We start from the raw sequence: 25588 nt of genomic DNA, 5'->3' as shown, positions 1-25588 counted from the left end.
CCAAGCGGCCCTGGACGTTCAAGCCCTTCGGTCGGCGCACGTCTGGAACATTAGTTCGCGCAGCCAGCGATGGGCCGCGTCCCGATGCGTGCGTTCGTGCCAGGCAGCGACCTTGGTGAAACCGGGCACCTCAATGGGCGGATCGAACACCGCCAACCCAGCCATGCCGGCGACCAGCCGACTCGGCAAGATCGCCACCATATCGCTGGCTCGCAGGATCTCGGGAAGGATCAGGAAGCTTTTTACCGACAGCGTAACCTTCCTCTGCTTGCCCAGCTTCTCGAGCGCCTCATCGGTCACGCCACGGAACCCGCCGCCTGTATACGAAACAAGTGCATGATCCAATGCGCACAACTGGTTGACCGTCAGACGCTTATGCCCGTCCATGGCGGGGTGCCCTTCGCGCAGCACACAGACATAGTTTTCCTCGAACAGGTTCCGGGCATGCAGACCAGGAGGAGTGCTCTCGGGGGTCACCAAGGCCAAGTCGATATCACCGCATTCGAGTTGCGCCCGCACCTGTTTGTCATCGACCGGCAGAAGAGCGACTTGGACGTGTGGTGCTTGCAACTTGAGAGCAGTCAGGAGCGGCAGCGCGACGGCACGCAGCGCGTAATCGGTCGCTGCGATGGTAAACGTTAGTTGCGCGGTCGAGGGGTCAAAGACTGGCGGCTGGAGCAAGGCACCGATTTCGCTGATGACCTGCTTGAGCCGGGCTCTCAGTTCCAGGGCGCGCTGCGTCGGTACGACCCCGCGCTGCGCACGCACGAACAAGGGGTCTTCGAAGTTCTCGCGCAGCCGTGTCAGCATGCCGCTCATTGCCGGCTGAGTCACGCCAAGGCGGGTGGCCGCGCGAGTCACATTGCATTCGTCTAGCAATGCGTCCAAGGCCTTGAGCAGATTGAGATCCAGTGTTCTGATATCTTTCATGCTTATGCATATAAGTTGGTAAAATGACCTAACTTATATCTCCATGCTGCCTTTCAGATCAAGTATGACTTTTAAGAACTGAAATAGGGGAAGGGCACGCAACGGCCTTAAGAAGCTTCTCCCTCTTGCTGATTCGTGCCGCCGCTGTTGAACGCCCATTTTGCACGCGCAGCGAAAACTGCGTGTCGAGAATTGCTTTCTTACTGCGCCACACGAGAGCAGCATGATGATCAGAGAGGATACTTGTTCATTTCATCTGGACGCAGTTCACCTCCGACGAGGGCGTACCGACTTATCCTACGCACGGCCTTGAATTTGCGCCGCCTTGGCAAGGTCCGCGGCATGGATGCAGCGGTCATTGGACGCCACTGGTATTTGTGTTTTTTCATCGGGAGAAGCCGAGCGCACAATTTTGCTGCACAAAATCCATGTGCTTAGCACTAGCTCCCACGTGTTGTTTCGTTTCCACGTGGCCGGTTCTCCCGTCCACTCCAGATATGACGCTCAATACACACGACCCCATCAAACAGCAAACGCGCCGTCCTCACCAAGCCGCACCCCTTGATCACCCCATGTTCCAAGCTGATTTCCACCGTAAATTCACCACTCGGATGTTCCACCGCCAAACGGTGAATATCACCGCCGGACGTGCTGGCGAGGGGCTGGGCAATCGATCCTTCGATCAGGCAGGCAGTGGCGACACTCACCGCGCCAAACACCCCAATGGACGCATGGCAGCGGTGCGGGATGAACGAGCGCGTATTGATGGTGCCGCCGTTGCGCGGTGCCGACAGCAGGCACATCTTCGGGACATTGCGCTGGCTGACATCGCCCAGGTTCATGCGTGGGCCCAGTTGCAGGCGGATGGCTTCCAGGCGCGTTTTCAGTGCGCTGTCTGCCTCCAGCATTTCGCAGGGCTCGTAGCCGCTCACGCCAAGGTCTTCGGCACGCAGCAGCACCACCGGCATGCCGTTGTCGATGCAGGTGACGTCCACGCCGTCGACACGGTCACGGCTGTTGCCGGTGGGCAGCAGCATGCCGCAGCTGGCGCCAGCCACGTCGGCGAAGGTCACCACCAGCGCCGCCGCACGGCCCGGCACCCCATCGATGCGGGTATCGCCGGCATAGTCCACTTGGCCATCGATGGTCGGCACCTGGGCGACGGCGATCTGCCCGGTGTTCTCCATGAAGATGCGCACCGGCGTGCTCGAGCCGCTGGCGGCCACCAGGCCGCGCTCGATGGCGAACGGTCCTACGCCGGCCAGAATGTTGCCGCAGTTCTGCCCATAGTCCACCCGCGCCTCGTCTACCACCACCTGAGCGAACAGGTAGTCGACGTCGGCATCATCGCGCTGTGAGGCGCGGATCATGGCGACCTTGCTGGTGAGCGAGTCGGCGCCGCCGATGCCGTCGATCTGCCGGGCATCGGGCGAGCCCATTACCGCCAGCAACACGCGGTCACGCAGCGGCCCGGGTGCGGGCAGGTCGGCGTCCAGGAAGTACGCGCCCTTGGAAGTGCCGCCGCGCATCAGCAGGCAAGGTATGCGGGTCTGGCCCATGCTCAGTCGTCCAGGTCGCTGAGGTGGTCGACATAGCGCAATCCCTTGGCCGCCAGGCGCGGACGCATCTCGTAGATATCCAGGCCCAGCTCGCCAGCGGCCAGGCGCAGGCGCTTGCGCTCTTCCAGTTCTGCGCGCTGGGTGGCGGCGTCGAGTACCGCCTCGGCTTCGTCATGGCGTACCACAACGACACCGTCATCGTCGGCGACCACGATGTCACCGGCATTGACGAGCTGCCCGGCACACAGCAAGGGCAGGTTCACCGAGCCCAGCACCTCTTTCACCGTACCCTGGGCGTTGATGGCGCGGGACCACACGGCAAAGCCCATTTCGCGTAGCGTCTGACTGTCGCGGATGCCGGCGTCGATGACCAGGCCGCGCACGCCGCGAGCCTTGAGAGAGGTGGCCAACAGGTCGCCGAAGTAGCCATCGCTGCAAGGCGAGCTGGGCGCGACCACCAGTATGTCGCCAGGGCGGCACTGCTCCGCGGCGACATGGAACATCCAGTTGTCGCCAGGGGCCACCAGGACGGTTACTGCGCTGCCGGCCACCGCCACACCTTGCTGGATTGGGCGCACGCCGGTATTCAGCAGGCCCTTGCGAGCCTGGGCCTCATGCACCGTGGCCACACCGAGCCGGCCCAGGGCATCGACCACATGGGCATCGACGCGAGGAATGTTGCGGACCACGATGCCTGTCTTGCCGATCAGCCCGCTCATGCCAGGTTCTCCGTTACGCGTGGGAACACGCTACGCAGGCCTTCGGCGTAGACGATGTTGCGTGCGCTGGTGATGCCCACGTTACGCTTGGCCTGCACGCCGCGCTGCAGGGCCACGCGGGTGTAGTACTCCCAGAGGTGTTCCTGGCCGGCCATGCACTGGATGGCGTCATACTTTTTGTCCCACACCGGGGTGATGTCCAGGAAGGTGTCCGGGCGCCATTCGCACTGCTCGGGCTGGTGCGGCTCAAAGGCGTACACGGGCGGTGCGCCAACGATCTGCTCGCCCGGCTTGTAGCCTTCGGCCTGGGCGATGATGCGGGCTTCCTGGGCCAGGTTCATGGCCAGCGGGTGGTCGTAGTTGTAGGGGTCTTTCAGCGAATGGCTGAGGACGAACTCCGGTTGCACCCTACGGTAGACGTCGGCCAGGCGGAACAGGGTGTCCTTGTCGGCGCGCATCGGGTAGTCGCCGATATCGAAGAATTCCACGCTGGCGCCGAGGATTTCGGCTGCTGCCATGGCTTCCTCACGGCGTGCATCCTTGACCTTGGCTTCGGTCATTTCACCCTTGCGCCACAGCTTGGCAGACTCGCCACGCTCACCGAACGACAGGCAAACCACGTGCATGGCATAGCCTTGCTCAGCGTGCAGCGCAATGGCGCCACCGGCACGCCAGACAAAGTCGGCGGAATGTGCACTGACCACCAGGGCGGCTTTTTGTGGGGTATTCATTGTTCGTAGGCTCCTGCAGTGGGGGTTGATGCAGGATGTCATCGGCCTGCGCACGGCACTAATGCGTTCACTTGCAACGGTTATGCGTTTTATTTATTGCCTGGCAAGCGAGGTATGGGCATAGTCGCCCCAGTCACGAGCCGGGCGCCGGGGGAAACCATATGATCGACGTCGAACTGCCCAACCTGATGCAAGTACGTGCGTTCATCGGGGTCGCCGAGTTGGGCAGCGTTTCGCGGGCAACGCAGGTGTTGTTCCGGGCGCAGTCCGTGGTCACCCGCGCCATCGCCGAGCTGGAGGCGCGGTTCGCTGTTCCGCTGTTCGAGCGCCATGCCAATGGCATGCGCCTGACCGACTATGGCGAGTGCCTGCTGCCGCGTGCGCAGCGCGTGCTGGCGGAACTGGACGGTGTGCCGGGGTTGCTGGGCACCGCGCAGGGCGAGCCCCTGTATCTGTTTCAGGCGCGGCGGCTGCAGGTGTTCGTGAAACTCTGTGAAACACGGCACATGCAAACCGTGGCGCGGCACTTCGGCCTTAGCCAGCCGGCCGTCAGTGCTGCGTTGAAAGTGCTCGAAGGCGGGTGCGGGCAGCCCTTGTTCGTGCGCACGTCGCGCGGCCTGCAGCCCACTGTGGCCAGCCGGGACATTCTTTTCCCCATCCGCCGGGCGCTGAACGAGTTGCGCCACATGGACAGTGACCTGAGTGCGATGCAAGGCACCCTGCGCGGGGTGGTGCATGTCGGCGCGTTGCCGTTGGGCCGCTCGCGCATTCTGCCGGAGGCCATTTTGCGTTTTACCGCCCAGCATCCACAGGTCCGGGTGGTGACCAACGAAAGCCCGTTCGACCTGCTGGCAACCGAATTGCGGGTAGGGGATGTGGACTTCGTGCTGGGCGCCTTGCGGCCTCACGACTATGCCAGCGACCTGGTGGGCGAGCCGCTCATCGACGAGGAAATGGTGCTGCTGGCCCGCCGCGGGCACCCGTTGTTGCACACACACCTGACGCTCAAGGGCGTGCACCAGGCGCGCTGGGTGTTGCCGCGGGCCGGCTCGCCGGCCCGCTGGCTGCTCGACAACTGCTTCGCCGCCGCTGGTTTGGCTGCGCCGTGGCCGGTGGTGGAAAGCGCTGATCTGGCGGTTATCCGTGGCCTGCTGGTGCGTTCAGACATGCTGGCGGCGGTGTCTGCGCACCAGTTGGCGTACGAGATTGCCAGCGGCGAGCTGCAACGCCTGCCGCTGGCACTGCCCGGTACTGCCCGCGCAATCGGCCTCATGCAGCGCAGTGGCTGCCTGCAGTCACCGGCGGCGGTCGCGCTGATGGCTTGTATCCGCCAGGTGATCACCGAGCAGGCATGAGCCCGGCAGGTGCTTTACAGCAGGCTCAGCGGGTAGCTGACGATCAGCCGGTTCTCGTCGAAACTGTTGGTGCTGCCCCAGTCCCGGCGCTGGCTTGAGTTGCGCCACTTGAGGTTAAGGGCCTTGAACGGCCCGGACTGGATCACATAGGCCAGTTCGCTTTCGCGGCCCCACTCGGTGCCGTCCTGGGTGCTGGCGTTGTGCACGTTGTCACCGTGGATATAGCGGTTCATCAGGGTCAGGCCGGGTATGCCGAGCACCACGAAGTTGAAGTCGTGGCGCACCTGCCAGGAGCGTTCCCGGGCGCTTTCGTAGCTTGAACCGAAGGCGTCGTTGGCCAGCGTGCCGCCGCTGGCGCCGTTGACCCGGAACCATTCATCATCGCCCATGACCTTCTGCAAGCCGACGTAGAACGTGTTGCCACCCAGCTTCGCCGAGAACAGGCCCGAAGCGGTGCGGTTGTCCAGTTCACCTGCCTTGGCACCGCCGTCGTCCTTGCCCCAGAAGTAGCCCAGGTTGGCGCCCAGTACCCAGTTGCCCAGCGGCTGTTGATGCTGCACCTGGAAGTAGCGTTGCTGGTAGATGTCTTCCAGCTGGGCGTACCAGGCGCCGACCAAGGTGCGCTCCTGGTTGAAGCGGTATTCGCCACCGGCGAAATTGAAACGGTCCGAGGTGTACGCGGTGCGGGTGAACAGGCTCATGTCCTGCATGCTGGCGTCGTTGCGCGTGCTGTTCTGGCGGAACTGGCCGCCATACAGGCTCAGGCCGGCCAGCTCGTTGGAGGTGACCTGGGCGCCCTGCAAGGTTTGTGGCAGCGAGCGGCCGTCATCGGCGCGCAGGATGGGCAGGGCGGGCGACCATTCACCGACCTTCAGTTCGGTCTTGGAGACCCGCATCTTGCCCGCCAGCGCTGTACGGCCAAAGTCGTCCGCCGGGCGCCCGTCGTCGTGAACAGGTAGCAATTGCGTGCCGGCGGTGCCCTTGCCGCCATCGAGTTTGATGCTGTAAAGCCCCAGCACGTCGACGCCGAACCCGATCACGCCGGGGGTGAAGCCGGACTTGAAGTCGAGGATGAAACTTTGTGTCCATTCCGCGGCCTTGCCTTGGTTTGTCGTGCCCATGTAGTCGCGGTTCATGTAGAAGTTACGCAGTGTCAGCGTTGCCTTGGCGTCGTCGATGAAGCCTTCGGCCGAGGCTTGCAGGGGTAGGCTGGCTGCCAGTGCAAACGTGGGGACGAGCGGGTACAGGGTGCGGCATTTCATTATTTTTATTCTCCAGTGATGGGCGAAGCGCTGCCCGCAGCGGCGCATCGGCGCTGGGCAGGTTGAATCAGGGAGCGGCGGGGGCGGCGCGGCGCGCGCCGTCACACGATCAAGCGGGAGGCAGGGTAAGTCGGGGCATGGGGCGGATTCCGTTTATGGTTTTTGTGGAATTCCAAAGGGCCAGGGCGCCGGGGCTCGGCCCCGGAGCGGGCTGCGTCGATCAGCTGGACGCCTTGCCGGCCACAGAGTAGCGAACCTGCTGGTTACGGGTCTTCATGAAGTCTTCGATGCTCTGCCCGCGCATGGCGGCGTAGATGTCCAGGTTGGACACGCCCAGCACTGCGCCGAGTTTTTCCAGCACGAAGAAGATCACCCCGTAGTGGATCAGCCCGCGCCAGTCGCGGCGGCGCAGCAGGTCGCTTTCCTCTTCACTCAGGCCTGCCTCGCGGTACAGCGCTTCGGGCTCGCTCAGGAAGCGCTGGCGCCACTGCGGCTCGATCATGCGGTGCAGGAACTTGTTCAGGCGGTAGCCTTTGGCACTGCGCTCAAGGGTGTAGGGGTAGGTGCCTTCGAGCTGCTGTGCCCCCGCCAGCTGATGCTGCATGTGCTGGCGGTGACGTTCGTTGACCGGTGCCGGCAGTGCCTGGTCGCGGTTTTCCAGCAGCAGGGTGGCGATGCCGGTCATCGACGGCAGGTAGTAGCTCTGGTGCTTGCGCTCGACATTGGCAGACAACGCGGCACGCATGATCAGCCAGGTGATCACCTCGGCGCCTTCCATGCCGCCGAGCGTGGCGTACTCGGCCAGCGTCATCTCGGTAAGGCGCTGCGGGTCGTTGACCAGCAGGTCGAGGAACTGCGCGTCCCACTCAGGGTTGTTGAAACCGCAACGCTCGCCATGCACCTGGTGTGATACCCCACCGGTGGCGACGATCGCCACCTTGAGGTCCTCGGGGTAGCTTTCGATGGCGCGGCGCAACGCCTGGCCCAGCCTGTAGCAGCGCCGCGCCGTGGGGATCGGCAGCTGCAGTACGCCGACCTGCAGCGGCACGATCTGTACAGGCCAGCTTTCATCGCAGGGCAGCAGTGCCGACATGGGCGAGAAGAAGCCGTGGTCCAACGGCTTGTCGCGAAAGAAGCTCATGTCGAACTCATCGGCCATCAGGCTCTGGCCGATGTACCGCGACAGCGCGGCATGGCCGCCTACTGGCGGCAGGTCCCGTGGGTTGCCGCCTTCATCGGCCACTCCGTATTGCTCGTCCACGCCCAGGGTGAAGGCGCTGTAATGGTCAAAGAAGAACGAGGTGACGTGGTCGTTGAAGATGTAGAACAGCACGTCCGGCTGGCGCTGCTGCAGCCAGCTGCGGATCGGCTCGAAGCTTTCGAAGATCGGCGCCCAGGCGGCTTCTTCCTGTTTGTCGTGGTCGACGGCGAAGCCGATGGTCGGGGTATGGGAGACGGCCAGGCCACCAATGATACGAGCCATGCGAAAGTCCTCTGTTACAGGTTACGGCGCGGTTACTGCGGGGGTCGTGCGCAGCCGGGCGTGGCCGTTGGCCAGGATCGCCAGGGCAGCGGCGAATGCCGGCAGGCCGAGGAGGGTGAACAGCAGTGGCAGGCCCAGCCCCAGGCTGAGCACGGCACCACCGATGAGGGAGCCGAAAATGGCCCCGAAGCGCCCGATACCGAGCATCCAGCTTACGCCGGTGGCGCGGAATTCGGTTGGGTAGTAGCCAGGGGCGAAGGCGTTCAGGCCGGTTTGCGCGCCGCTCATGCAGAAGCCGGCAGCCGCCACGCCTACCACCAGCAGGCTCGACTCCAGGCTCAGGGCGCCCAGCGAGACGATGCACAGGCCGCCCAGGGCATAGGCGATGGCGATGACCCGGTTGGGGTTGCGCCGGTCCATGATCCAGCCGACCACGATTGCGCCCACTGCGCCGCCGATCTGGAACAGGCCGGTGATGGTGGCGGCGCGCTCGATGGACAGCCCGCCATCACGCAGCAGGGTCGGCAACCAGCCCATGGTCAGGTAGATCACCAGCAGGCCCATGAAATAGGTCAGCCACAGGGCCAGCGTGCCAAACCGGTAGCGCTCGCTGAACAGCTGACGGGCCGGTGCCTTGTGCTGCGTGGTCGGTTCGCTGACTATAAAACGGGTGCCAGCAGCGAAGCGGCCGCCGAGCTTGGCCAAGGCTGCCGCAATCTGGCTGGCCGGTGCCTGGCGCGCGGCGAGGAAGCGAGCGGACTCTGGCAGCAGCCACCACAGCAATGGCAGCAATGCCAGTGGCAGCAGGCCGCCGGCCAACAGTACCGATTTCCAGCCGTGAAGAGGGATCAGCCAGGCGGACAGAAAGCCGCCCAGCCCCGAGCCCATGTTGAAGCCGGTGAACATGATGGTGATCATCAGCGATCGGTTGCGTGTGGGCAGGTATTCGGCGAGCAGGGTGGTGCAGTTGGGCATGGCCGCACCCAGGGCAATACCGGTCAGCAGCCGCAACACCGCCAGCTCATAGGGGTTGCGGGCGAAGGCGCAGGCCAGGCTCAGCAGGCTGAAGCCGCTGACCGCGATCAGCAGCACTTTCTTGCGGCCCAACCGGTCGGCGTAGGGGCCGGCGGTCAGTGCGCCGATGGCAAGGCCGACCATGCCGGCACTCATCACAGGGCCAAAGGCGGCGCGCGACAGCCCCCAGTCCTGCATTAGCGAAGGTGCGATAAAACCCATGACGGCGACATCGAAGCCATCGAATAGCACGATCAGGAAGCACAGCGACAGGATCAACCACTGATAGGCAGCAATGGGGCGGTTGTCGATCCAGTCTTTTACATCGATGGGAGCATCGACAGGAGGCTTGAGCATGGGTAGTCACCTTTGTTTTTGTATTGGTGTGAATTCCGTCTGGTTTCCGTAAGGCTTCGAAAGCGGTACGGCCCAGCAGAAATCACCCCGCCGGACTTCGGCGTGACGGCGACTGTAATCCTCCAGTTCAGGAAGCGCTTGCGGGATTTTCTTAAGCAGGTATCGAAATTATTTATTGGGGTAGCTGCGGTATCCACCTGAGTTTGGAGGAAATCTCTTCAACGACATCTCCTAAGTCGGAAAAGAGCAACGAGTGGCCTGACCAGATAATGCAGTAAGGTGATTTGATAAATTCAGCACCGGGTATATGGTGAGTGCTCAAACAGCTTTCTCCTCACCCCCTCTCACGAAAAGCATGTTCCGGAGTCGTAACAACCCAGCCGAATCCCGATGATCAATGGTCTACAAGAGCGTTTGGACGTCTTCGTCTTTTCAACGATTGCCTGATTTTGTGCGCTTGACCTGCAATTTACGCGCGGCGAGAGGCCACCTCCAAGTGCTGTTTTAACTCATCAACCACTCGGCTAGCTCTGGAAGACAGAGGCCACTCCGATCTACAGATGAGCCAGAGCGTATCTACGACAGGATTTCCGCACTCCACTACCTGCAATGCCTCCTGCCTGTGGAACGCTTGTTTGGCAAACCTGGGAAGCACGGTGAAACCAAGGCCTCGTGATACAGGCTCCAGTATCAGATTAACCTGATTGCTGAAACCTCGCATTTGAATCTCGCGAATACTTGGGGAACCTGGATACTTGCGGCTGAGCAGGCGCGTTGCCATTCCGATTCCGTCCGGATGATTGATGAAGCCAAGTTCTACCAGTGTCTCGTACCCCGCGTACCGTGTTGCAGCGGGCAAAATTAATTCCAAGGGCTCTTCAGCAAACTTCTCCGCTTTGATCCTGTCGTTGTCCGGCTTGTATGTAAGGAGACCTATCTCGAAACGGTTGCTCAGCACTGCTTCAAGAACCTCTGTGTCGGGAGCGAATCTGTGGCGAACGGTGATGCCCGGATGAGCTTGTTGGTAGTCGAGCAGTAGCGGATAGAGGGCGAGCCCAATGCTTCCTGGGGTTACAAAGCTTACATCTCCCACGTCGAGTGCAGACGCGCGCAGTCGGGCATCAAGTGCGCGTCCCGCACGCTCCATTTCCCGGTTGTAGTCCAGCAAAGCGCTGCCTATCGGCGTCAGTTCCACGTGACGATGATGTCGAAGGAATAGGGTACCGAACTGTTGTTCAAGATTACGGATGTGCTGACTCACAGCAGCCTGGGTAAGGCCCAGATACTCGGCGGTGCGTGTGAAGTTACCGAGCTCTGCGAGCACCGCGAAAGATTTCAACCACTGAGGATTAATCATCATAAATTCTTATCATAGTGATAACGCATGCATGATTTCCATTATACGTCGAGACGCTTAGGGTTGGTGAAAACCAATTTAGGATCTCACCGTCATGCCCGTTTACCCACGCAATTTTTCCCACATCGGCCTGTCGGTAACCGACCTGGATGGCGCCGTGAAATTCTACACGGAGGTGCTTGGTTGGTACCTGATCATGCCTCCGACCACCATCAGCGAAGATGAAAGCGCGATCGGTGTGATGTGCACGGACGTGTTCGGCGCAGGCTGGGGCTCGTTCCGCATTGCCCACCTGTCCACCGGCGATCGCGTTGGGGTGGAAATCTTCGAGTTCCGCAATGCGCAGCGCCCAGAGAACAACTTCGAATACTGGAAGACCGGGGTCTTTCACTTCTGCGTGCAGGATCCCGATGTCGAGGGCCTAGCCGCCAGGATCGTCGCAGCGGGTGGTAAGCAGCGCATGCCGGTGCGCGGATACTTCCCCGGCGAGAAACCTTATCGAATGGTCTATATGGAAGACCCGTTCGGCAATATCCTCGAAATCTACAGCCACAGCTATGAGCTGACCTATTCTGAGGGAGCCTACCACTCATGACGTTGGCAACGACACACCGTGCATTCACTTGGCATGGCAGCGCCGACCCAGCCGCACTGCAACTGATCGACTGCCTCCTGCCGCAACCGGAAGCGGGCGACGTGCTGATCCGCAATGTGGTCATCGGCCTCAATCCAGTCGATTGGAAGGTGCTGGGTGGCGGCCTGGTGAACTGGCAGCCCGGGCATGTTCCGGGTGTCGATGGCGCCGGGGTGGTGGTCGCCGTAGGCAACGGAGTGTCGCCGGCCTGGATCGGCCAGCGTGTCGCCTACCACCAGGACCTGGCGCGTCATGGCAGCTTTGCTGAACACACGCCGGTGAAGGCACGCGCGGTGCTGCGCATCCCGGCCGATGTCAGTTGGGAAGACGCTGCCGGCCTGCCGTGTCCAGGGCTTACGGCCTGGTTGGCACTGGAGAAGTTGCCCGCCGCCTGCCAGACCCTGCTGGTCGGCGGAGCCGGTGGTTCGGTGGCTCATCATCTGATCCAGCTGGCCGTGCGACGCGGCTTGCGAGTCTTCGCCCTGAGCAACCCGCGGCATGTGCAGCGGCTGAAGGCGTTAGGGGTAAGCGAATGCCTGCCAGGCCCGCTAGATGCACCTTGGCAAGCGCCCGAACGCTTCGACGCGGTGATCGACATGGTCAACGCCCAGCATGCGGGCTGGCTGACGCCGGCACTGCGTACCAGCGGGCATCTGGTGTGCGTGCAGGATCGGCTGGCGGCCTCGCCGATTGCGCCGTTCACGCGCGCGTTGTCGTTGCACGAGGTGGCGCTTGGAGCGTCGCACCCATATGGCGATGCGCGTACCTGGGAAGAACTGGTCGATGCTGGCGAGCGCATGTTCGCAGCGCTAGGGCGGGGGCAGTGGGCGCAGGACAGTTTCAATAGGGTGCCGTTCGAGCAACTGGCAGTTCATTTGAGAGGCTTACAGTCGCGCAGCTATAGCGGCAAGGGATTGGTTCGGGTGGGTGGGAGTGGGTAGGAAGTCTCCCAATGTAATGCTTTGCCAGAACGTGGAACGGCCTCGCAGTAACCTGGCTCAGGTGCTAGTTGGCTTGATCCATTAATTCAGGCGCCTTGAGCCCCGAACGAACTGCTCGGTGGCAACCAGCCGGTGGCACGGGGGCAGGCCAGCCGGTGTGCGGTGTTACTCATTACCTCGACCGTTGTCTACACGGCCAAAGACGGCGGTTCAGGCTTTTGACGACCCGCATCACGGAAAAGCGCGGGTTGTCGACGTACTCGAACAGCCCAGAGCTGATGCCGATGGACTTGGACAGTTTCTCCAGGCGCATGCTCAGCGGGTGCGGCCGCGATTTCAGAACCTGCGGCCGCCCTGCAGGTCACTCAGCTTCACCGTGGCGTAGGCCGCCGATTGCGCCCATTTGTGCTGGAGAGGTCTAGCCCATTCATTACACCGATCGAGCTCTCGCGTTGTACAGATCAAATTCTTAACGCCCCTGATGACGCACTAACCTTTGGGAAGTACCTGAAACTCCGGGGCTGCTCTTCCTTTCAGGTGCAGATCCATCCAGCGCAGCAGGTAGTGAATGCTGAGACCACGGTGGCGTGCGTCGTCACTCCCTCTAATAACGTGCCCGGCACCCTCGAATTGAATCAGAGCAGTGGGCACTCTCAGGTGCTTGAGTAGCTTGAACATCAACTCGCTGCCTACGGATGAAGGCGTTCGATAGTCTCTGGTTCCACTCATGAAAAGCGTGGGCGTCGAGACGTCGAGCCCATGAGTTATCGGCGACAGAGCCTTATCCCTTTCATCCAGCCAGGGATATTTATCGCTGTCTGCCATGTCAGGCTGATCGCCCAGGAACCAATAGAGCGAATTATCCGCTACGCTACTGATCGAAACGGCAGCGCCGAATCTGTTCGTGTGGGTTATGGCCCAATCCGTCAAGATCGCGCCTGCCGAACCACCTGCGATGCCAATCTTTTCGGCATCGATCTCATCGCGGGCTAGCACGTAATCCACTCCCGCCATCGTGTCATCATACTCAAGTCCCGGCCACTTTCCGGCGAGGCTGCCGGCAAAAGCTTGGCCGTATGACATGCTGCCCCGCGGGTTCACGTACAGGACGAAGTAGCCAGCCGCCGCCATGGCCTGGATATCTCCGTCAAAAGCGCTGCTCCACCAGCTATATGGCCCGCCGTGCGCCCATACGATCAAGGGATAACTATGCGAGGCGGCGAGCATCGGTGGCTGATGCAGGTAGCCATGAATCGTTTCGCCGCCTGGGCCTTCGTATGTGATTTCTTCAGGTGCAGTGAGCAGTAACTCATTTCGAATGTGCCGATTGACCTCGGAGATCTGCATGCCGGTGCCATCAACAACTTCATAGAGCTCTGGCGGGTTTACGAAGCTTGAGGCAACAGCAATCAGTCGTTTGCTTTCCTGAGCTAGATGAAAACTCTGTACTACGTGGCGTCCACTCCATAGTGGGATAACCGTCTGAGCCAGGATATCCAGCTCGATCAAATTGGCGTTACCCGCGTCGTTGTTGATACTGATCAGCCGACGCTCGTCCAGCCACATCAATCCATCACCACCCACCTCACGGTCATAGCCAGTGGTCATGTTGGTAGTTTCGCCAGTAACCATATCCATTACGAATACGTCGTCCTGAGCGAAGTCCGCCGGGGCTTCTGGATTGCCCATCGTAAAGGCGATCTTTGAACCGTTGGGGCTGAGGTAGAGCTGTGGAGCCATTTCCATGTCTGCGCTGGTTCCCGGCATCCTCAAGGGCCTGACCACGCTCTGCTGGCCATCAACTAGGGCAACACTGCGCAAAGTAGTCGTGCCTGCACCGTAATAAGCTTCCATCGTATCGTTCGTAGTGAACAGGATAGAGAGGCTATCGACAGCCCAGAATGCTAACTTGGCTGCTACAGACGCGTGCGTCAGCTGCCTAGGGGCTTGTATGCCGCACGGAGAGCCGACTGCCACCACCCAAATCTGTGACAGAGCGGCGGTGCCGCTCCGCATTTCTTCAGATCGAAAATCGGCTCGTGTGATTATCCTGACGCCAGGGGGTGACACAGGCGCCTGCGCGATGGCTACCGCTGATGTGAGGGCAATACTTTTACCATCAGGAGACCATCGATAGTCGTCAACGCCGTTCTCCAGATCGGTCAGTGAACAGAGCATGCCTCGTTTCAAATCCAGAACATGAAGCTGCGCTGCGCGCTCATCGGCTCGCAGGAACGCCAACTTCGAACCATCAGGCGACCAGGCAGGCATGCTGTCATCATGCTGATCAGGGAAAAGTTGGGAAGTACGTCGTTCTTTCAGATTCATCTCCCAGAGCGCGCTCTCCCGCTGATCGCCATCACGGTTCAGTTCTGTTACTCGGAAAATTAGGGTTGTCCCGTTGGGAGAAACGGCCAACTCGCCGAGGTCTTTTACTCTGGCAATATCTTCGGTTCGGAACATGCGTTTTTCTGTGGCTTCTGTTGAAGCCACTTGGTCAGAACTTGACATCAACCCTCCTACGCATATGGCCAAGCTGGCAAGCTTGGATGTCATCCAGACGTGAGTCATCGAGCACTCCTGGCTTCATGGCTCGCCGATGGAAGAGCCGCAGGCGTAGATCCTACCATCACCAGCAGCCTGCATGATCACCTCTGTCGGTGAACGATGCCCCCGCCATGCCTGGCGCAACATTTCCAACAAGGTCGCCAAGGCAGCAGTATTTATGCAGGGAATAGAGGCTCGAGCCTCATGAGTATGAAAGTCAAACTAGTGGGGCTGTCAGGTAGTTTACGGGCACAATCGACCCATACCGCAGTGCTGCGCACGTTGGCGGAGTGCTTGCCGGAGGCTGTTTGCCTGGAACTGTTCGAGCTGGGTTCGCTTCCCCCGTACAACGAGGACGCCGATGGTGTGAGCGCGCCGCTGGAGGTGCTGGCCTTGCGTGAGGCAGTGGCCCGTAGCGATGGTCTGGTGATCGGCTCTCCAGAATACAATCACGGCATGTCGGGAGTACTGAAGAATGCTCTCGACTGGCTTTCGCGGCCCCATGGTCATTCTGTGCTCACTGGTCGCGGGGTGCTGACATTTACTGCCTCGCCTGCGTTTACGGGGGGGGGGGCGGGCACATCAGCAGTTGAATGAAACATTGTGGGCTATCCAGGCTCGGCTGGTGCAGTATCCGCAGATTGTGATTGGCAGTTCGGGCGGTAAGATTAGCGAAGGCAGATTGGTCGACGAGGCATCACTCTGCTTCCTGATGGGCGGTGTGGATCAGCTGTTGGAGCAGGTGCGGGCAAGCCAGCGCTTAAATGCACCTAAAAAGTAAGGGGCCATTGTCGAATCAAGGCTATCCATGTTTCAGGGATTGCTGAGAAGCCTTGAATTTCAACGGCTCGGAAGGCGGATGTGAGTCTCGTTGCCATTATGAAATTCCTTCAGCCAGCACCTAAATTCTGTCAGGTTGTTTTGCAGCCTGACAGTGCATAGCGAGCCCATTCCTCCATCAGCTGTTTCCGTTTTTCCAGCAGATCGCCTCTTCGATACGCTGCTTCAGCCGCATTAGTGATTTTATGCGCCAAAGCCATTTCTGGGACGATGTTGGCAAAGTTGGTTGTCTCGGCGGCCCAGTCTCTAAAGCTTGATCGGAAGCCATGCATGGTGATGACTTCACCGGCTTCGTTGCGCCAGCCTGGCCCGTTGTTGGCTAAGGATTTCTCATCCATACCGCGTATTTTTTGTAGCATTGCCATGTTCGAGAGCGGTCGATCAACGCTTCGACCCGGGAAAATCAATCCGCTTTTGCTTTCCGCCTTCAGACATCTGAGTGTACGAATGGCGGCTTCGGATAACGGTACTCGATGCTGGCGCCCAGCTTTCATTCGGGCGGCCGGAATAGTCCAAATTTCTTCGTCCAGATCAATTTCTTCCCAGTGCCCGCCTATCACTTCGCTTGTGCGCAGTGCGCACAACACGGTTAGCTTCACTGCAGTTGAACTTAGGTCAGTGGAATGCTCAAGTTCTGCCATGAATTCCGGTAATTGCGGCCAAGGTAGAGCGGAATGGTTGCCACGGTCTGCCAGCCTTCTTCTAGGAAGAAGTTTGTCTAGATGACCTCGCCAGCGAGCGGAATTTTCACCCGTCCGCAGCCGGCGTGCTTTGGCGGCATCGAGAACTAGCTCCAGCCGGTTTCTGACCCTGGCCGCCGTCTCAGGTTTAGCGGTCCATATTGGAATAAGGATCTTCAGGATATCGTCTGTTTCAACTTCGTCGACTGGCTTTTCTCCGATAAAGGGGAATGCGTAAGTAGTGAGGGTGTTGACCCATTGTTGCGCGTGTTTTGCGTTTTTCCAGCCCGCTCTATGGGCTTCGATGTAGTCCACTGCGCAAGCGCGGAAGGTGTTTTCAAGATTCTTCTCCCGGGCAATCAGCGCAGCTTCAGCTTGCTTGAGTGCATCAGCCTTATGTGTCAAAGGGTCGATACCCTCACGGATCAATGCTCGATGAATGTCGGCGCGGGAGCGTGCCTCCTTCAACCCATAGTGAGGGTAGGGGCCCAAGCCGATTTCCTTGCGCTTGCCTGCAAGCTGGTAACGCAGCACCCAAGCTTTTCCAGACTTTCGAATGACAAGGCGCAGGCCATCGCCATCATCGTACTTGCCATAATCCTTGAGATTTTCTACGAGTTTCGCGGTGAGCTTGGGCATGGTGGTGGCCTCCGATCTATAAAACCGGTCCTCCAGTTGGTCCCCCACCCGCAGTCTGGAAACAGGCGGAACTGGGCGGAAGCTAGAAGACTATGGCAGTATTCAAACTACCCCAAATAGGCTGCTCTAGAGCGGCCGGGCGTCGGTTTTTGGATGCCGGTGGTCGGGAGTGGAAATACACTTCGAATGACTACGCTGCATTCGAACTTATTTTCATAAGATATTGATTTTTATCAGTAAAAATTTTGACTTTTGGAGCTGTGCTGTTGAGTTCGAATCCCGCATACTCCGCTAAATTCGTTTGGCGTGTTACGGGAAGAAAGACGACTGGGGCCGTTACCGTTGGGCTTCAATTCAGGGGGCGGCGATTAATCTGCAAGCGCTAGCTTTGTATTGTTCCGAAGCTGATCTAAGTAATTCGCCCACAGTTGCGCGGCTTCCCGGCGCTGACTCAAGAGCTGAGCGCGTGCGTAAACTGCTCCCAGCGCACCTGGCATCCGGTGCGATAGCGACAGCTCCAGTACAATTGGATCGATGCCCAAATGCTCATGAGCGATCGTGCGGTAGGTAGCCCGAAAGCCGTGAGCGGTGATTGCGTACTCAGGCCAGACTTTTTGCAGCGACTTGAGGATGGACGTCGCATCGATTGACCGGCCTGGATAGACAGGCGATCCGAACACCCAGCCGTGACCGGCATCATCAACCACCCGATCTTTGTGCAGCTCGCGCAGTAGGACTAGCGCTTGCTCTGGGAGCGGCACGATATGCTTGCTCTTGTCCAGATGTTTGGTCTTGCTGACCACATATCGCCAATCGGCGCCGATCAGATCGACATCCTCCCAGCGCATCTTCACAAGCTCACCCGGCCGAACCGGTAATAGCACCAGTAGGCGCATCGCATAGGCCACGCTGCCAAGGTTCAGGTCATCGAGGCGCAGCAGAAACTTGCCCAGATCAGCAGGCCGCTCAATGGCCGGGTTGCTCGTCACCACGTGACGGATCTTGAGTTCTTCAGTGTTGCTCAGGGCCACGTTTCGCTCGACCCAGCCACGTCCTTCGGCAAAGCCGAGGATGGAGCGAATGATCGTCCGCACACGCCTCGCCATCGCCATGATTCGCTTGTATCGCAACTCGGTAATGATCGCGGTGATGTGCTCGAGTTTGATTTCGCTGACGGGCCGCTCGCCGATAGCGGGTAAAATGTGGTTCTGCAGTGCGCCGCGAAATCCTGCGACGGATTTGCTGACCAGGTCGGCGGATTTGAACTTCATCCACTCCTCAGCGACGTAGGCGAACGTACGTGACTCATTTAGCCATTGCGCCTCAATCTTGGCTTTTTTGGCTTTGAGTGGGTCGATGTGATTGGCCACGCTATTGCGCGCTGCCCGGGCGAGCTCGCGGGCTTCTTTCAAGCCCACATCCGGATACCTGCCGATCACGAACACGTTTTCCTTGCCGCGAAGACGGTACTTCAGTCGCCAGTGCCGGGAGGGAGATTTGCCAGGCTTGAGCGAGGCACGCACTTGTAGATAGAGACCCGGCACGTCGCCATCGGCGTACTTGCCTGATGTGGTCAACGACCGAATGAATGCATCGCTGAGTTTCTGGCGGAAGGGTGGCGGTTTTTCGGGGGACATGGTGTGGGGGTATCTTTTTCAGTTTGGGCTTGGTGTCCCCCAAAGATACCCCCAGTCAAGCTGGAATTGAGTGGATTCCGATGGACGGAAACGGACGATGATTTGCTCTAAGTCTATGTTTTTGAAGCATTATTGGTTCTCAGTGGAACTCGGTCAGAGGCTATCGGGGTCCCCAAAGAACATCTGTATCCGCGACCGCAACCACCGCTCCGCCGGGTCGTTGTCCTGCGCCCCGCGCCAGGCCATGTGCAGTTCGAAACTGCGCACGGGTATCGGCAAGTCTTCGGCCCGCAGCCCGCCCGCAGCAGTCAGCACATCGGCGGTGTAGTCCGGCACAGTGGCCACGATATCCGTCCCCGCCAGCAAGCTCCCCAGCCCGTTGAACTGCGGCACCGCCAGCACCACGTGGCGCTTGCGGCCGAGTTCTTCCAGGGCTTCGTCGATGAAGCCGGACAGGTCGCCGGCAAACGACACCAGCGCATGCGGCCGCGCGCAGAAGTCGTCCAGGGTGATACCGCCGGGTACGCTGTCGGCGCGCAGTAGCTTCGGCATGCTGCGGCGCAGCACCTTGCGCTTGGCGTTGGCCGGCAGGTCGCTGGTGTAGCTGACCCCCACCGAAATTTCCCCCGAGGCCAGCAGGGTTGGCATCAGCAGGTAGTTGACCCGCCGCACCACCAGCACAATGCCCGGTGCTTCGGCGCGGATACGCTTGAGCAACTGGGGCAGCAGGGCGAACTCGGCGTCGTCCGACAGGCCGATGCGGAACACCGCATTGCTGGTGGCGGGGTCGAACTCGGCGGCGCGGCTGACCGCAGTGGAAATCGAATCCAGTGCTGGCGACAGCAGGGCGAAGATCTCGTGGGCCCGTGCGGACGGTTCCATGCTGCGGCCGGTGCGCACGAACAGCGGGTCGTCGAACAGGTTGCGCAGGCGCGACAGGGCCGCGCTGATGGCCGGCTGGCCGAGGAACAGTTTTTCCGCGGCGCGGGTCACACTGCGCTCATGCATCAGCGTTTCAAACACGATCAGCAGGTTGAGGTCTACACGACGCAGGTCGTTTCGATTCATCGGTGCGCTTCGCCTAAAGTGGGGCAGGGGTGAATCTTACGGCCAAAGGCTGTTACCCTGCACGAGTTTAGGGGGACCAATTGCAGGGAAAGTCAGGTGCCCAATCGATGACAAGCATGTCGACTATTAATGACCACTGATGGTCTAACCGCCAAAGCCCGGATAAAGTCAGTGGTAATTAGAGGTTCACAAAGGCGAGGTATGCGATGTCCCGCATGATCCGTTTCCACAAGTTCGGCGCTGCCGATGTGCTCCGTTGCGAGGAGCAGGCCGAACCGTCACCCGCTGCCGACGAGGTACAGATCCGCGTCGAGGCGATTGGCGTCAGTTGGTATGACGTGCTTTGGCGCCAGAACCTGGCGCCGTCTCAGGCACGCCTGCCGGCGGGCATCGGCCATGAAATGGCCGGGGTGGTGACTGCGGTCGGTGAAGGGGTCGAGGACATTGCGGTGGGCGACCGGGTCGCCAGCTTCCCGGCCACCAGTGCCAATGACCACCCGGTGTACGGGGATGTCATCGTGCTGCCGCGTACGGCCATTACCCGCTACCCGGATGTGCTCACCCCGATCGAGGCCAGCGTGCACTACACGCCCTTGCTGATCGCCTATTTTGCCTATGTTGACCTGGCCCGTGCCAAGGCCGGGCAGACCGCGCTGGTGACCGATGCCAGCCATTGTGCCGGCCCCGCCTTCGTGCAATTGGGTAAGGCCTTGGGGCTGAAAGTGTTCGCGGCTACCAAAGAGGCTGAGCAGCGTGAGTACCTGCTGGGCCTGGGTGCCGACAAGGTGATTGTCACCGAGGAGCAGGACCTGTTACTGCAGGTTGGCAAGTACACCGATGGCCGCGGCGTGGACATGGTCCTGGATGGTATGGGCGGCCCGCAGATGTCGCTGCTGGGCGATGTGCTGGCGCCGCGTGGCAGCCTGGTGTTGTATGGCCTGCAGGGCGGTAACCAGACACCTTTCCCGGCCTGTGCAGCCTTCCAGAAGAATATCCAGTTCTACGTGCATTGCATCGGTAACTTCACCGGCAAACCGGAACTTGGCATCAGCCAGGATCAGGTGGCGCTGCAGCGTGCCTTGCGCGACATCAACCAGTTCACTGCTGACCAGCTGCTGACACCGCAGATCATCAAGGTGTACCCGTTCGAGCAGGTGGTGGAGGCACATCGTTACATGGACCAATGCCCGTGCGGTGGGCGAGTGGTGCTGGACATGGCCCAACACTGACAGCGGTTTGCAATGCCGACGAACCCGGGCAGAGTCCCGGGTTTTTTGTGGGCGAGCAGAATTATTTCAGTCCCAATAAAAAGACCATTCCTACATTAAAGTCAGGCGCGGACTACATATGAGGCAATGGCCTGTGATTGTGTGGAAATATTCCGCCAACTATTCAGCCTTGAACGCTTCCAGCGAGAGGTTCAGTGTGTCTCTGCAATCTTGCTGAATGGTTTTTTTACCTCGATCTGTATCTTCTATTCGCTCTGCATCCCCCGATAATAGCCCCATGATAGTTGGCGCAAGGAGCGTGGAATGAGCCTGGCTATGCCTGAGGATGAGCTGTGTGTGGTAGCGACTGGCCGTCGCGGTATTGATGTTTTTTCGATGGTCTGGCGACAGTGATGCATTACGTCATTACTTCAATTTGATTGTAGGAAGTTTCTTCGGGGTAAGCACAGGACGTACTGAAACTTGAACACAAGATTCAGCACGCGTTGGCTGCATGAAGTTGATGAGGTGATTTCGTGACGGCTATTCACGATCAGGCAATGCATTATATTTACCAGCAAGTGCTCGAGCGCTTGTTGAGCCAAATGTCGCAGGCGCAGCGGGCATCCTTGCAATTGCTGATACAGCGATTGCTGGTGGCGGCAGGTGGGCTGGAGTGCATCGGTACGTTCCGCGTGCTGGTGCTGCAGGGCGGCGATTGCCGCAGTGCCCGGCTGCTGGCCATGCTGCGTGCGGCGCAACTGAGCATCGCCCTGCGTGCGCCGGTAACCTTTCAGTTGCGGGTGCTGGTGGTCAGCCTGCCGGTGGCCGCCAGCGATACGCTCGAAGGCCACGAGCGCAGTTTCAGTGCCCTGTTCATGCAGGATGACCCGCGGGTTCAGTTGCAGATGATCGAAGGGCGCGACGTGGTGCCCTTCAGCCGTCGGCCTTCGGCTGCGCCCGAACGTGGGCTGTTGGCGAGGAACGCCATGCTGATGTTTGGTCACATGGTCGATGCCAGGCCCGAAGCCCTGCTGGGTAGCCGCCTGCATCTGGAGCTGGCGGATGCCGTGTGTTGTGCACTGCAGGCACCGACACCGGCCGACGTCTTGATCACCGCCATTCCCGTGCGCCAGCGGCGCCGATACCTGGCCTGGGCCCGGCGTAGCCTGCGCCTGGCAGGGGAGCGCGGCCCGCATGTATTGCATCAGTGCCTGGCGACGCTGGCCCACGGGCTGAGCCGGTTGCAGGCTGTTATCGAAGTCTCTCCGGGCAGCCTGGCGAAGCCGACACAGTGCGCTGTCACGGAGGAGGATCCGTTGCGGGTGATTGCCATGGATGACCTGCTGCCGCAGCTGCTCGAAGGGCAGCAACTTGACGCGATGCTGGGTGGTGGACTCGAAACGACCGACGATGCCTGGTCGTTGTCGGCATTCGTCGACCCGTACGCGCCGGCACAATTGCACGAGCTGCGTGCACGCAGCCTTGAGCTGCCGGCTGCTCGCCCGGCGCTGCGGCTGGCAGACCATTCGGCCGACAGCAAGCCTCGCGATGTAAATACGCTACCGCTGGGTAAAGCCTACGGTATCAACCAGACCCAACTGGTGTGCCTGCTGTTCAGCCCGTTCGCCCGGCAGGGGAAGAAGCTGGAGCGTTTTCTGCAGTGCCGGCATGCCGACATGCTGGTAGCGCTGCCGTACCTGCACCGGGCCTTGCAAGGCAAACCGTGCCCCGACGCGGTGAGGGACTGGCTGGTGAATACCAGTGGCCTGCCGCTGGGGCAGTTGCGGGCGATCTATGAAGGGCGCATGCCGCTGACGGCCTGGCGCTTGCAGAGCCACCTGGCCCGCCGCGACGTGCACCTCAGGCTGCTGCCAAGGCCGTCGTCGGGGCGCCGCCGTGGCCCAGCGGCGTTGCCTTGATGGGGCAAGCGGTTCCTGGCGAGTTCGCCTATCGCAAGGTGTATCGCTACCTGGAAGCGTTGATCGAGCAGGCCTCAGGCGGTGGCCCCTGCAAGTTGCCGTCGCTGCGTGCACTGTCCCGGCGGCTGCGGGTTTCATTGGCTACCGTGCAGAGTGCCTACAACCTGCTGGAGGAAGAGGGCCGCGTCCAGTGTCTGCCAAGGTCCGGCTATTACGCTCAGGTCGCTGCCAAGGCAGCGGCAGCGCCCATGCACCCGCAGTCACCTTTGCCGGTGCAACCATTGCTGGAGCGTATGCTGCTAGGCCACGAGCGGCGCTTGGCCCGTCAGCGCGCCAGCGGTGTTGCACCGTGGGAAACACTCGGCGACACCCGTCTGCGCAATGCCGTGGCTGAGTCTTATACCCGTTCCTCCAGCCTGTACTGGCGTGCCGAGGACGTTCAACTGGCCCCTGATGTGCAAGCGTTGCTGGATACAGTGCTCGCGGGGCTTGCTTTGCAGGGCGGAACGGTGCTGGTGCAGTCGCCCTGTTGCTGGCAGGTGCTGCACGCTTTGGCACGTGCCGGCATGCGGGTGCTGGAAGTACCTGCAGATAGCCGCGGCAACCCGAACCTGCGGGCCTTGGCCCGGTTGCTGGGCGCCGAGCCGGTGTGCATGCTGGTCATGCCGTCTTGCCTGGGCATGCCGCAAGGGCGGCTGGTGTCGCCGCACTATCAGCAGCAGCTTGGTCAGCTACTGGGCCAGCACCCTGTATGGTTGCTGGAAAACGACCTGGACAGTGAACATTGTTACAGCGGGCCGCCACGCACGCGTTTGCGCGACTGGGTCGACCCTCGCTCGCTGTTGGTATTGGGGGCATTCGAGACCGCAGTGGGGGCCGAGGCACCTTACGCCTATGTGCTAAGCCATGACGCGGCATTGGCCAAGGCATTTGCCGAACGGGCCTTTCGGCTTGCCCCGCTGCGCCTGCAAGCGCTTGCCCTGATGTTGGGTAAAAGGCAGATCGAGATACACCTGGTAGAGCTGCGTACCGAGCTGGAAAGGCGCACGCAATATCTGGTACGCGCGCTGGCGTTGCAGTTCGGTCAGCAGGTGGCGATGCAGACGCCCCAGGGGGGGCGCATGCTGTGGGTGCGTTTTCGCCAACCGTTGCGGTGGGATTGCATCGTTGCGGCGCTGGCAGGTTCCGCCTTGCATGCACTGCCGGGCAGGCAGTTCAGCCTGCAGGGGCGTTACCAGCAGTGCATGGCACTGGTCTGGCTGGGCGACCAGCCAGATGACTTGCAACAGGCGGTGGAGCGCCTGGCGCAGGCACTGGAGCCGCGCTGCGGGCGACCTGCCAGCGTTTCACGCTGACTATGCCTGCTCTTGCCCCTGGCGCAAGCGGGTGCTGAGCACCGCTGCCAGCACCAGCAATGCGGCAATGATCCACAAGCCGTTGCGGGTGCTGCCGGTGGCCTGCTCGATCAGGCCCATCACCGACGGCCCGACGAAGCCACCCAGCAGGCCGCAGGTGGTGACAAACGCAAGGCCCGCCGCCAGGGCGTTGCCACTAAGCCGGCTGGACGGGAACACAAACAGGATCGACTGCACCACGAACAGCATCAGGGCGGTCAGTGAAAACCCGATCAGGCCGATGAACGTGTTGGCCAGCGACGCCAGCAGCAACCCGGTCGCCATGGTCAGCAAACCGCAGAACAGCAGGGTGCGGCAACGGCGTGGCGAGGTGGCCAGGCGCGGGAAGGTGGCAGCACCGATGGCAGCCGCAATCCACGGCACGGCAGTCAGCAGGCCTATCTGGAAGGGTGATAGCGCAGCGTAAGTGCCGATGATACCCGGCAGGAAGAAAATCACCGTGTAGATGGTGATCTGGTGCACGAAGTACACCGCGATTGCCAGCCAGATCTGCCGGTCGCGGAACATCTGCCCCAGTTTGTTCTGCTGTGGCGCGGCAGCCCGCTCGGCGGCCAGGCGGCGTTCGATGTCCTGGGCGTCGGCGGCCGACAGCCAGGGCGCCGAAGCCGGGCCATCGGGCAGCTTCTTCCACACCACATAGGCCAGGGCCACGGCAGGCAGGCCTTCGAGCACGAACAGCCACTGCCAGCCATGCCAGCCCAGTACGCCGTCCATTTCCAGCAGTGCACCGCCCAGCGGGCCGCTGAGGATGTTGGCCAGGCACACGCCCAGCAGGAAGTAACCCGTGGCGCGGGCGCGCTGTTCGCGGTCGAACCAGTAGGTGAGGTACAGCATCACCCCGGGGAACAAGCCCGCTTCGGCCACCCCCAGCAGCAGGCGCATGATGTAGAAAGATGTTTCTCCCTGGACGAAGGCCATGCCCGCCGAGAGCAGGCCCCAGGTGATCATGATGCGGGTAATCCAGAAACGCGCGCCCACCCGGTGCATGATCAGGTTGCTGGGCACTTCGGCCAGCGCATAGGTCAGGAAGAACAGGCCGGCCCCCAGGCCATAGGCCGCTGCTGACAGGCCCAGGTCGATACCCATGCTGGCTTTTGCCAGGGCGATGTTGGTGCGGTCAAGAAAGCTCATCACGTAGACGACGATGAGCAGTGGCATCAATTTGCGCAGCAGCAGGCCGTTCAGGCGCTGCTCGGTGGTGGCGGCAGGGGCCGAAGCCGCTGCACGGGTGAGGGTTGTCATTGTTTTTTTCCCCGAGAAAAGTGCTGGTGGTGTGCCCCTGTGGAGGCA

20 protein-coding genes are annotated in these 25588 nt (G+C 60.8%); 7 read left to right on the top strand and 13 right to left on the bottom strand.

Annotation, left to right across the window (positions count from 1 at the left end):
• Positions 1–18: 18 nt before the first annotated feature.
• From ACN6NG_RS16240 to galB, 4 genes are all read right to left on the bottom strand, one after another.
• A complete protein-coding gene (locus ACN6NG_RS16240; protein ID WP_210014390.1) occupies positions 19–930 on the bottom strand; it encodes a LysR family transcriptional regulator in 912 nt (303 codons plus the stop codon).
• 440 nt (positions 931–1370) lie between these two features.
• Positions 1371–2489 carry a 4-oxalomesaconate tautomerase gene (locus tag ACN6NG_RS16235; protein WP_210014391.1) on the bottom strand — a complete coding sequence of 373 codons (1119 nt, stop codon included), beginning with the start codon at positions 2487–2489 and terminating at the stop codon, positions 1371–1373.
• A gap of 2 nt (positions 2490–2491) precedes the next feature.
• Positions 2492–3208: a 4-carboxy-4-hydroxy-2-oxoadipate aldolase/oxaloacetate decarboxylase gene (locus ACN6NG_RS16230; RefSeq protein WP_210014392.1), complete on the bottom strand. Its 717-nt coding sequence runs from the start codon at positions 3206–3208 to the stop codon at positions 2492–2494.
• On the bottom strand, positions 3205–3981 hold the full coding sequence (galB, locus tag ACN6NG_RS16225; protein WP_210014393.1) for a PIG-L deacetylase family protein: 777 nt from the start codon (positions 3979–3981) through the stop codon (positions 3205–3207). The genes ACN6NG_RS16230 and galB overlap by 4 nt, the downstream gene beginning before the upstream one ends.
• A gap of 119 nt (positions 3982–4100) precedes the next feature.
• Here galB and ACN6NG_RS16220 point away from each other — a divergent pair, with 119 nt between their 5' ends.
• Positions 4101–5294: a LysR family transcriptional regulator gene (locus tag ACN6NG_RS16220; protein ID WP_210014394.1), complete on the top strand. Its 1194-nt coding sequence runs from the start codon at positions 4101–4103 to the stop codon at positions 5292–5294.
• Positions 5295–5308: 14 nt separating this feature from the next.
• Here the strand turns inward: ACN6NG_RS16220 and ACN6NG_RS16215 are convergent, their stop codons facing one another.
• The 4 genes from ACN6NG_RS16215 to ACN6NG_RS16200 all read right to left on the bottom strand — a co-directional run bounded on the left by ACN6NG_RS16215 (position 5309) and on the right by ACN6NG_RS16200 (position 10770).
• Positions 5309–6556, bottom strand: a complete 1248-nt coding sequence (locus tag ACN6NG_RS16215) for an OprD family porin (protein ID WP_210014395.1) — start codon at positions 6554–6556, stop codon at positions 5309–5311.
• Between the two features lie 220 nt (positions 6557–6776).
• Complete coding sequence (locus ACN6NG_RS16210; protein WP_210014396.1) at positions 6777–8039, bottom strand: gallate dioxygenase; 1263 nt, start codon at positions 8037–8039, stop codon at positions 6777–6779.
• 21 nt (positions 8040–8060) lie between these two features.
• Positions 8061–9410 carry an MFS transporter gene (locus ACN6NG_RS16205; RefSeq protein WP_210014397.1) on the bottom strand — a complete coding sequence of 450 codons (1350 nt, stop codon included), beginning with the start codon at positions 9408–9410 and terminating at the stop codon, positions 8061–8063.
• A 469-nt stretch (positions 9411–9879) separates the two neighbouring features.
• Positions 9880–10770 (bottom strand): LysR family transcriptional regulator, encoded by an 891-nt coding sequence (locus ACN6NG_RS16200; RefSeq protein WP_474315013.1) that lies wholly within the window; start codon positions 10768–10770, stop codon positions 9880–9882.
• Positions 10771–10861: 91 nt separating this feature from the next.
• Between ACN6NG_RS16200 and ACN6NG_RS16195 the strand changes: the two genes are divergently transcribed.
• Positions 10862–11362: a lactoylglutathione lyase family protein gene (locus ACN6NG_RS16195; protein WP_210014399.1), complete on the top strand. Its 501-nt coding sequence runs from the start codon at positions 10862–10864 to the stop codon at positions 11360–11362.
• The gene (locus ACN6NG_RS16190; RefSeq protein ID WP_474315011.1) at positions 11359–12342 is read left to right on the top strand and encodes an alcohol dehydrogenase catalytic domain-containing protein; all 984 of its coding nucleotides are present in this window, start codon (positions 11359–11361) and stop codon (positions 12340–12342) included. The genes ACN6NG_RS16195 and ACN6NG_RS16190 overlap by 4 nt, the downstream gene beginning before the upstream one ends.
• A gap of 489 nt (positions 12343–12831) precedes the next feature.
• Here the strand turns inward: ACN6NG_RS16190 and ACN6NG_RS16185 are convergent, their stop codons facing one another.
• Positions 12832–14913 (bottom strand): S9 family peptidase, encoded by a 2082-nt coding sequence (locus ACN6NG_RS16185; protein ID WP_210015485.1) that lies wholly within the window; start codon positions 14911–14913, stop codon positions 12832–12834.
• 180 nt (positions 14914–15093) lie between these two features.
• Between ACN6NG_RS16185 and ACN6NG_RS16180 the strand changes: the two genes are divergently transcribed.
• Entirely contained in the window at positions 15094–15486 is a 393-nt protein-coding gene (locus ACN6NG_RS16180; protein ID WP_474315009.1) for an NADPH-dependent FMN reductase, read from the top strand.
• A gap of 314 nt (positions 15487–15800) precedes the next feature.
• On the opposite strand, the gene ACN6NG_RS16175 is transcribed toward ACN6NG_RS16180, so the two are convergent.
• From ACN6NG_RS16175 to ACN6NG_RS16165, 3 genes are all read right to left on the bottom strand, one after another.
• Positions 15801–17048 carry a tyrosine-type recombinase/integrase gene (locus ACN6NG_RS16175; protein WP_213086048.1) on the bottom strand — a complete coding sequence of 416 codons (1248 nt, stop codon included), beginning with the start codon at positions 17046–17048 and terminating at the stop codon, positions 15801–15803.
• A gap of 368 nt (positions 17049–17416) precedes the next feature.
• Positions 17417–18685, bottom strand: a complete 1269-nt coding sequence (locus tag ACN6NG_RS16170) for a tyrosine-type recombinase/integrase (RefSeq protein WP_210015474.1) — start codon at positions 18683–18685, stop codon at positions 17417–17419.
• A 153-nt stretch (positions 18686–18838) separates the two neighbouring features.
• On the bottom strand, positions 18839–19753 hold the full coding sequence (locus tag ACN6NG_RS16165; protein ID WP_016500054.1) for a LysR family transcriptional regulator: 915 nt from the start codon (positions 19751–19753) through the stop codon (positions 18839–18841).
• A gap of 206 nt (positions 19754–19959) precedes the next feature.
• On the opposite strand from ACN6NG_RS16165, the gene ACN6NG_RS16160 reads away from it, so the two are divergent.
• The 3 genes from ACN6NG_RS16160 (at position 19960) to ACN6NG_RS16150 (ending at position 24238) form a co-directional block, all read left to right on the top strand.
• Complete coding sequence (locus tag ACN6NG_RS16160) at positions 19960–20982, top strand: zinc-dependent alcohol dehydrogenase family protein (RefSeq protein ID WP_016500053.1); 1023 nt, start codon at positions 19960–19962, stop codon at positions 20980–20982.
• Positions 20983–21497: 515 nt separating this feature from the next.
• Positions 21498–22883 (top strand): hypothetical protein, encoded by a 1386-nt coding sequence (locus ACN6NG_RS16155; RefSeq protein WP_063423936.1) that lies wholly within the window; start codon positions 21498–21500, stop codon positions 22881–22883.
• Positions 22883–24238: an aminotransferase class I/II-fold pyridoxal phosphate-dependent enzyme gene (locus ACN6NG_RS16150; protein ID WP_063423937.1), complete on the top strand. Its 1356-nt coding sequence runs from the start codon at positions 22883–22885 to the stop codon at positions 24236–24238. The genes ACN6NG_RS16155 and ACN6NG_RS16150 overlap by 1 nt, the downstream gene beginning before the upstream one ends.
• On the opposite strand, the gene ACN6NG_RS16145 is transcribed toward ACN6NG_RS16150, so the two are convergent.
• Positions 24239–25540 carry an MFS transporter gene (locus ACN6NG_RS16145; RefSeq protein WP_063423938.1) on the bottom strand — a complete coding sequence of 434 codons (1302 nt, stop codon included), beginning with the start codon at positions 25538–25540 and terminating at the stop codon, positions 24239–24241. It abuts the gene before it with no gap.
• Positions 25541–25588 lie beyond the last annotated feature (48 nt).

The organism is Pseudomonas sp. TSO6, assembly GCF_056098905.1.
This window is presented reverse-complemented; position numbering and strand designations above follow the sequence as displayed.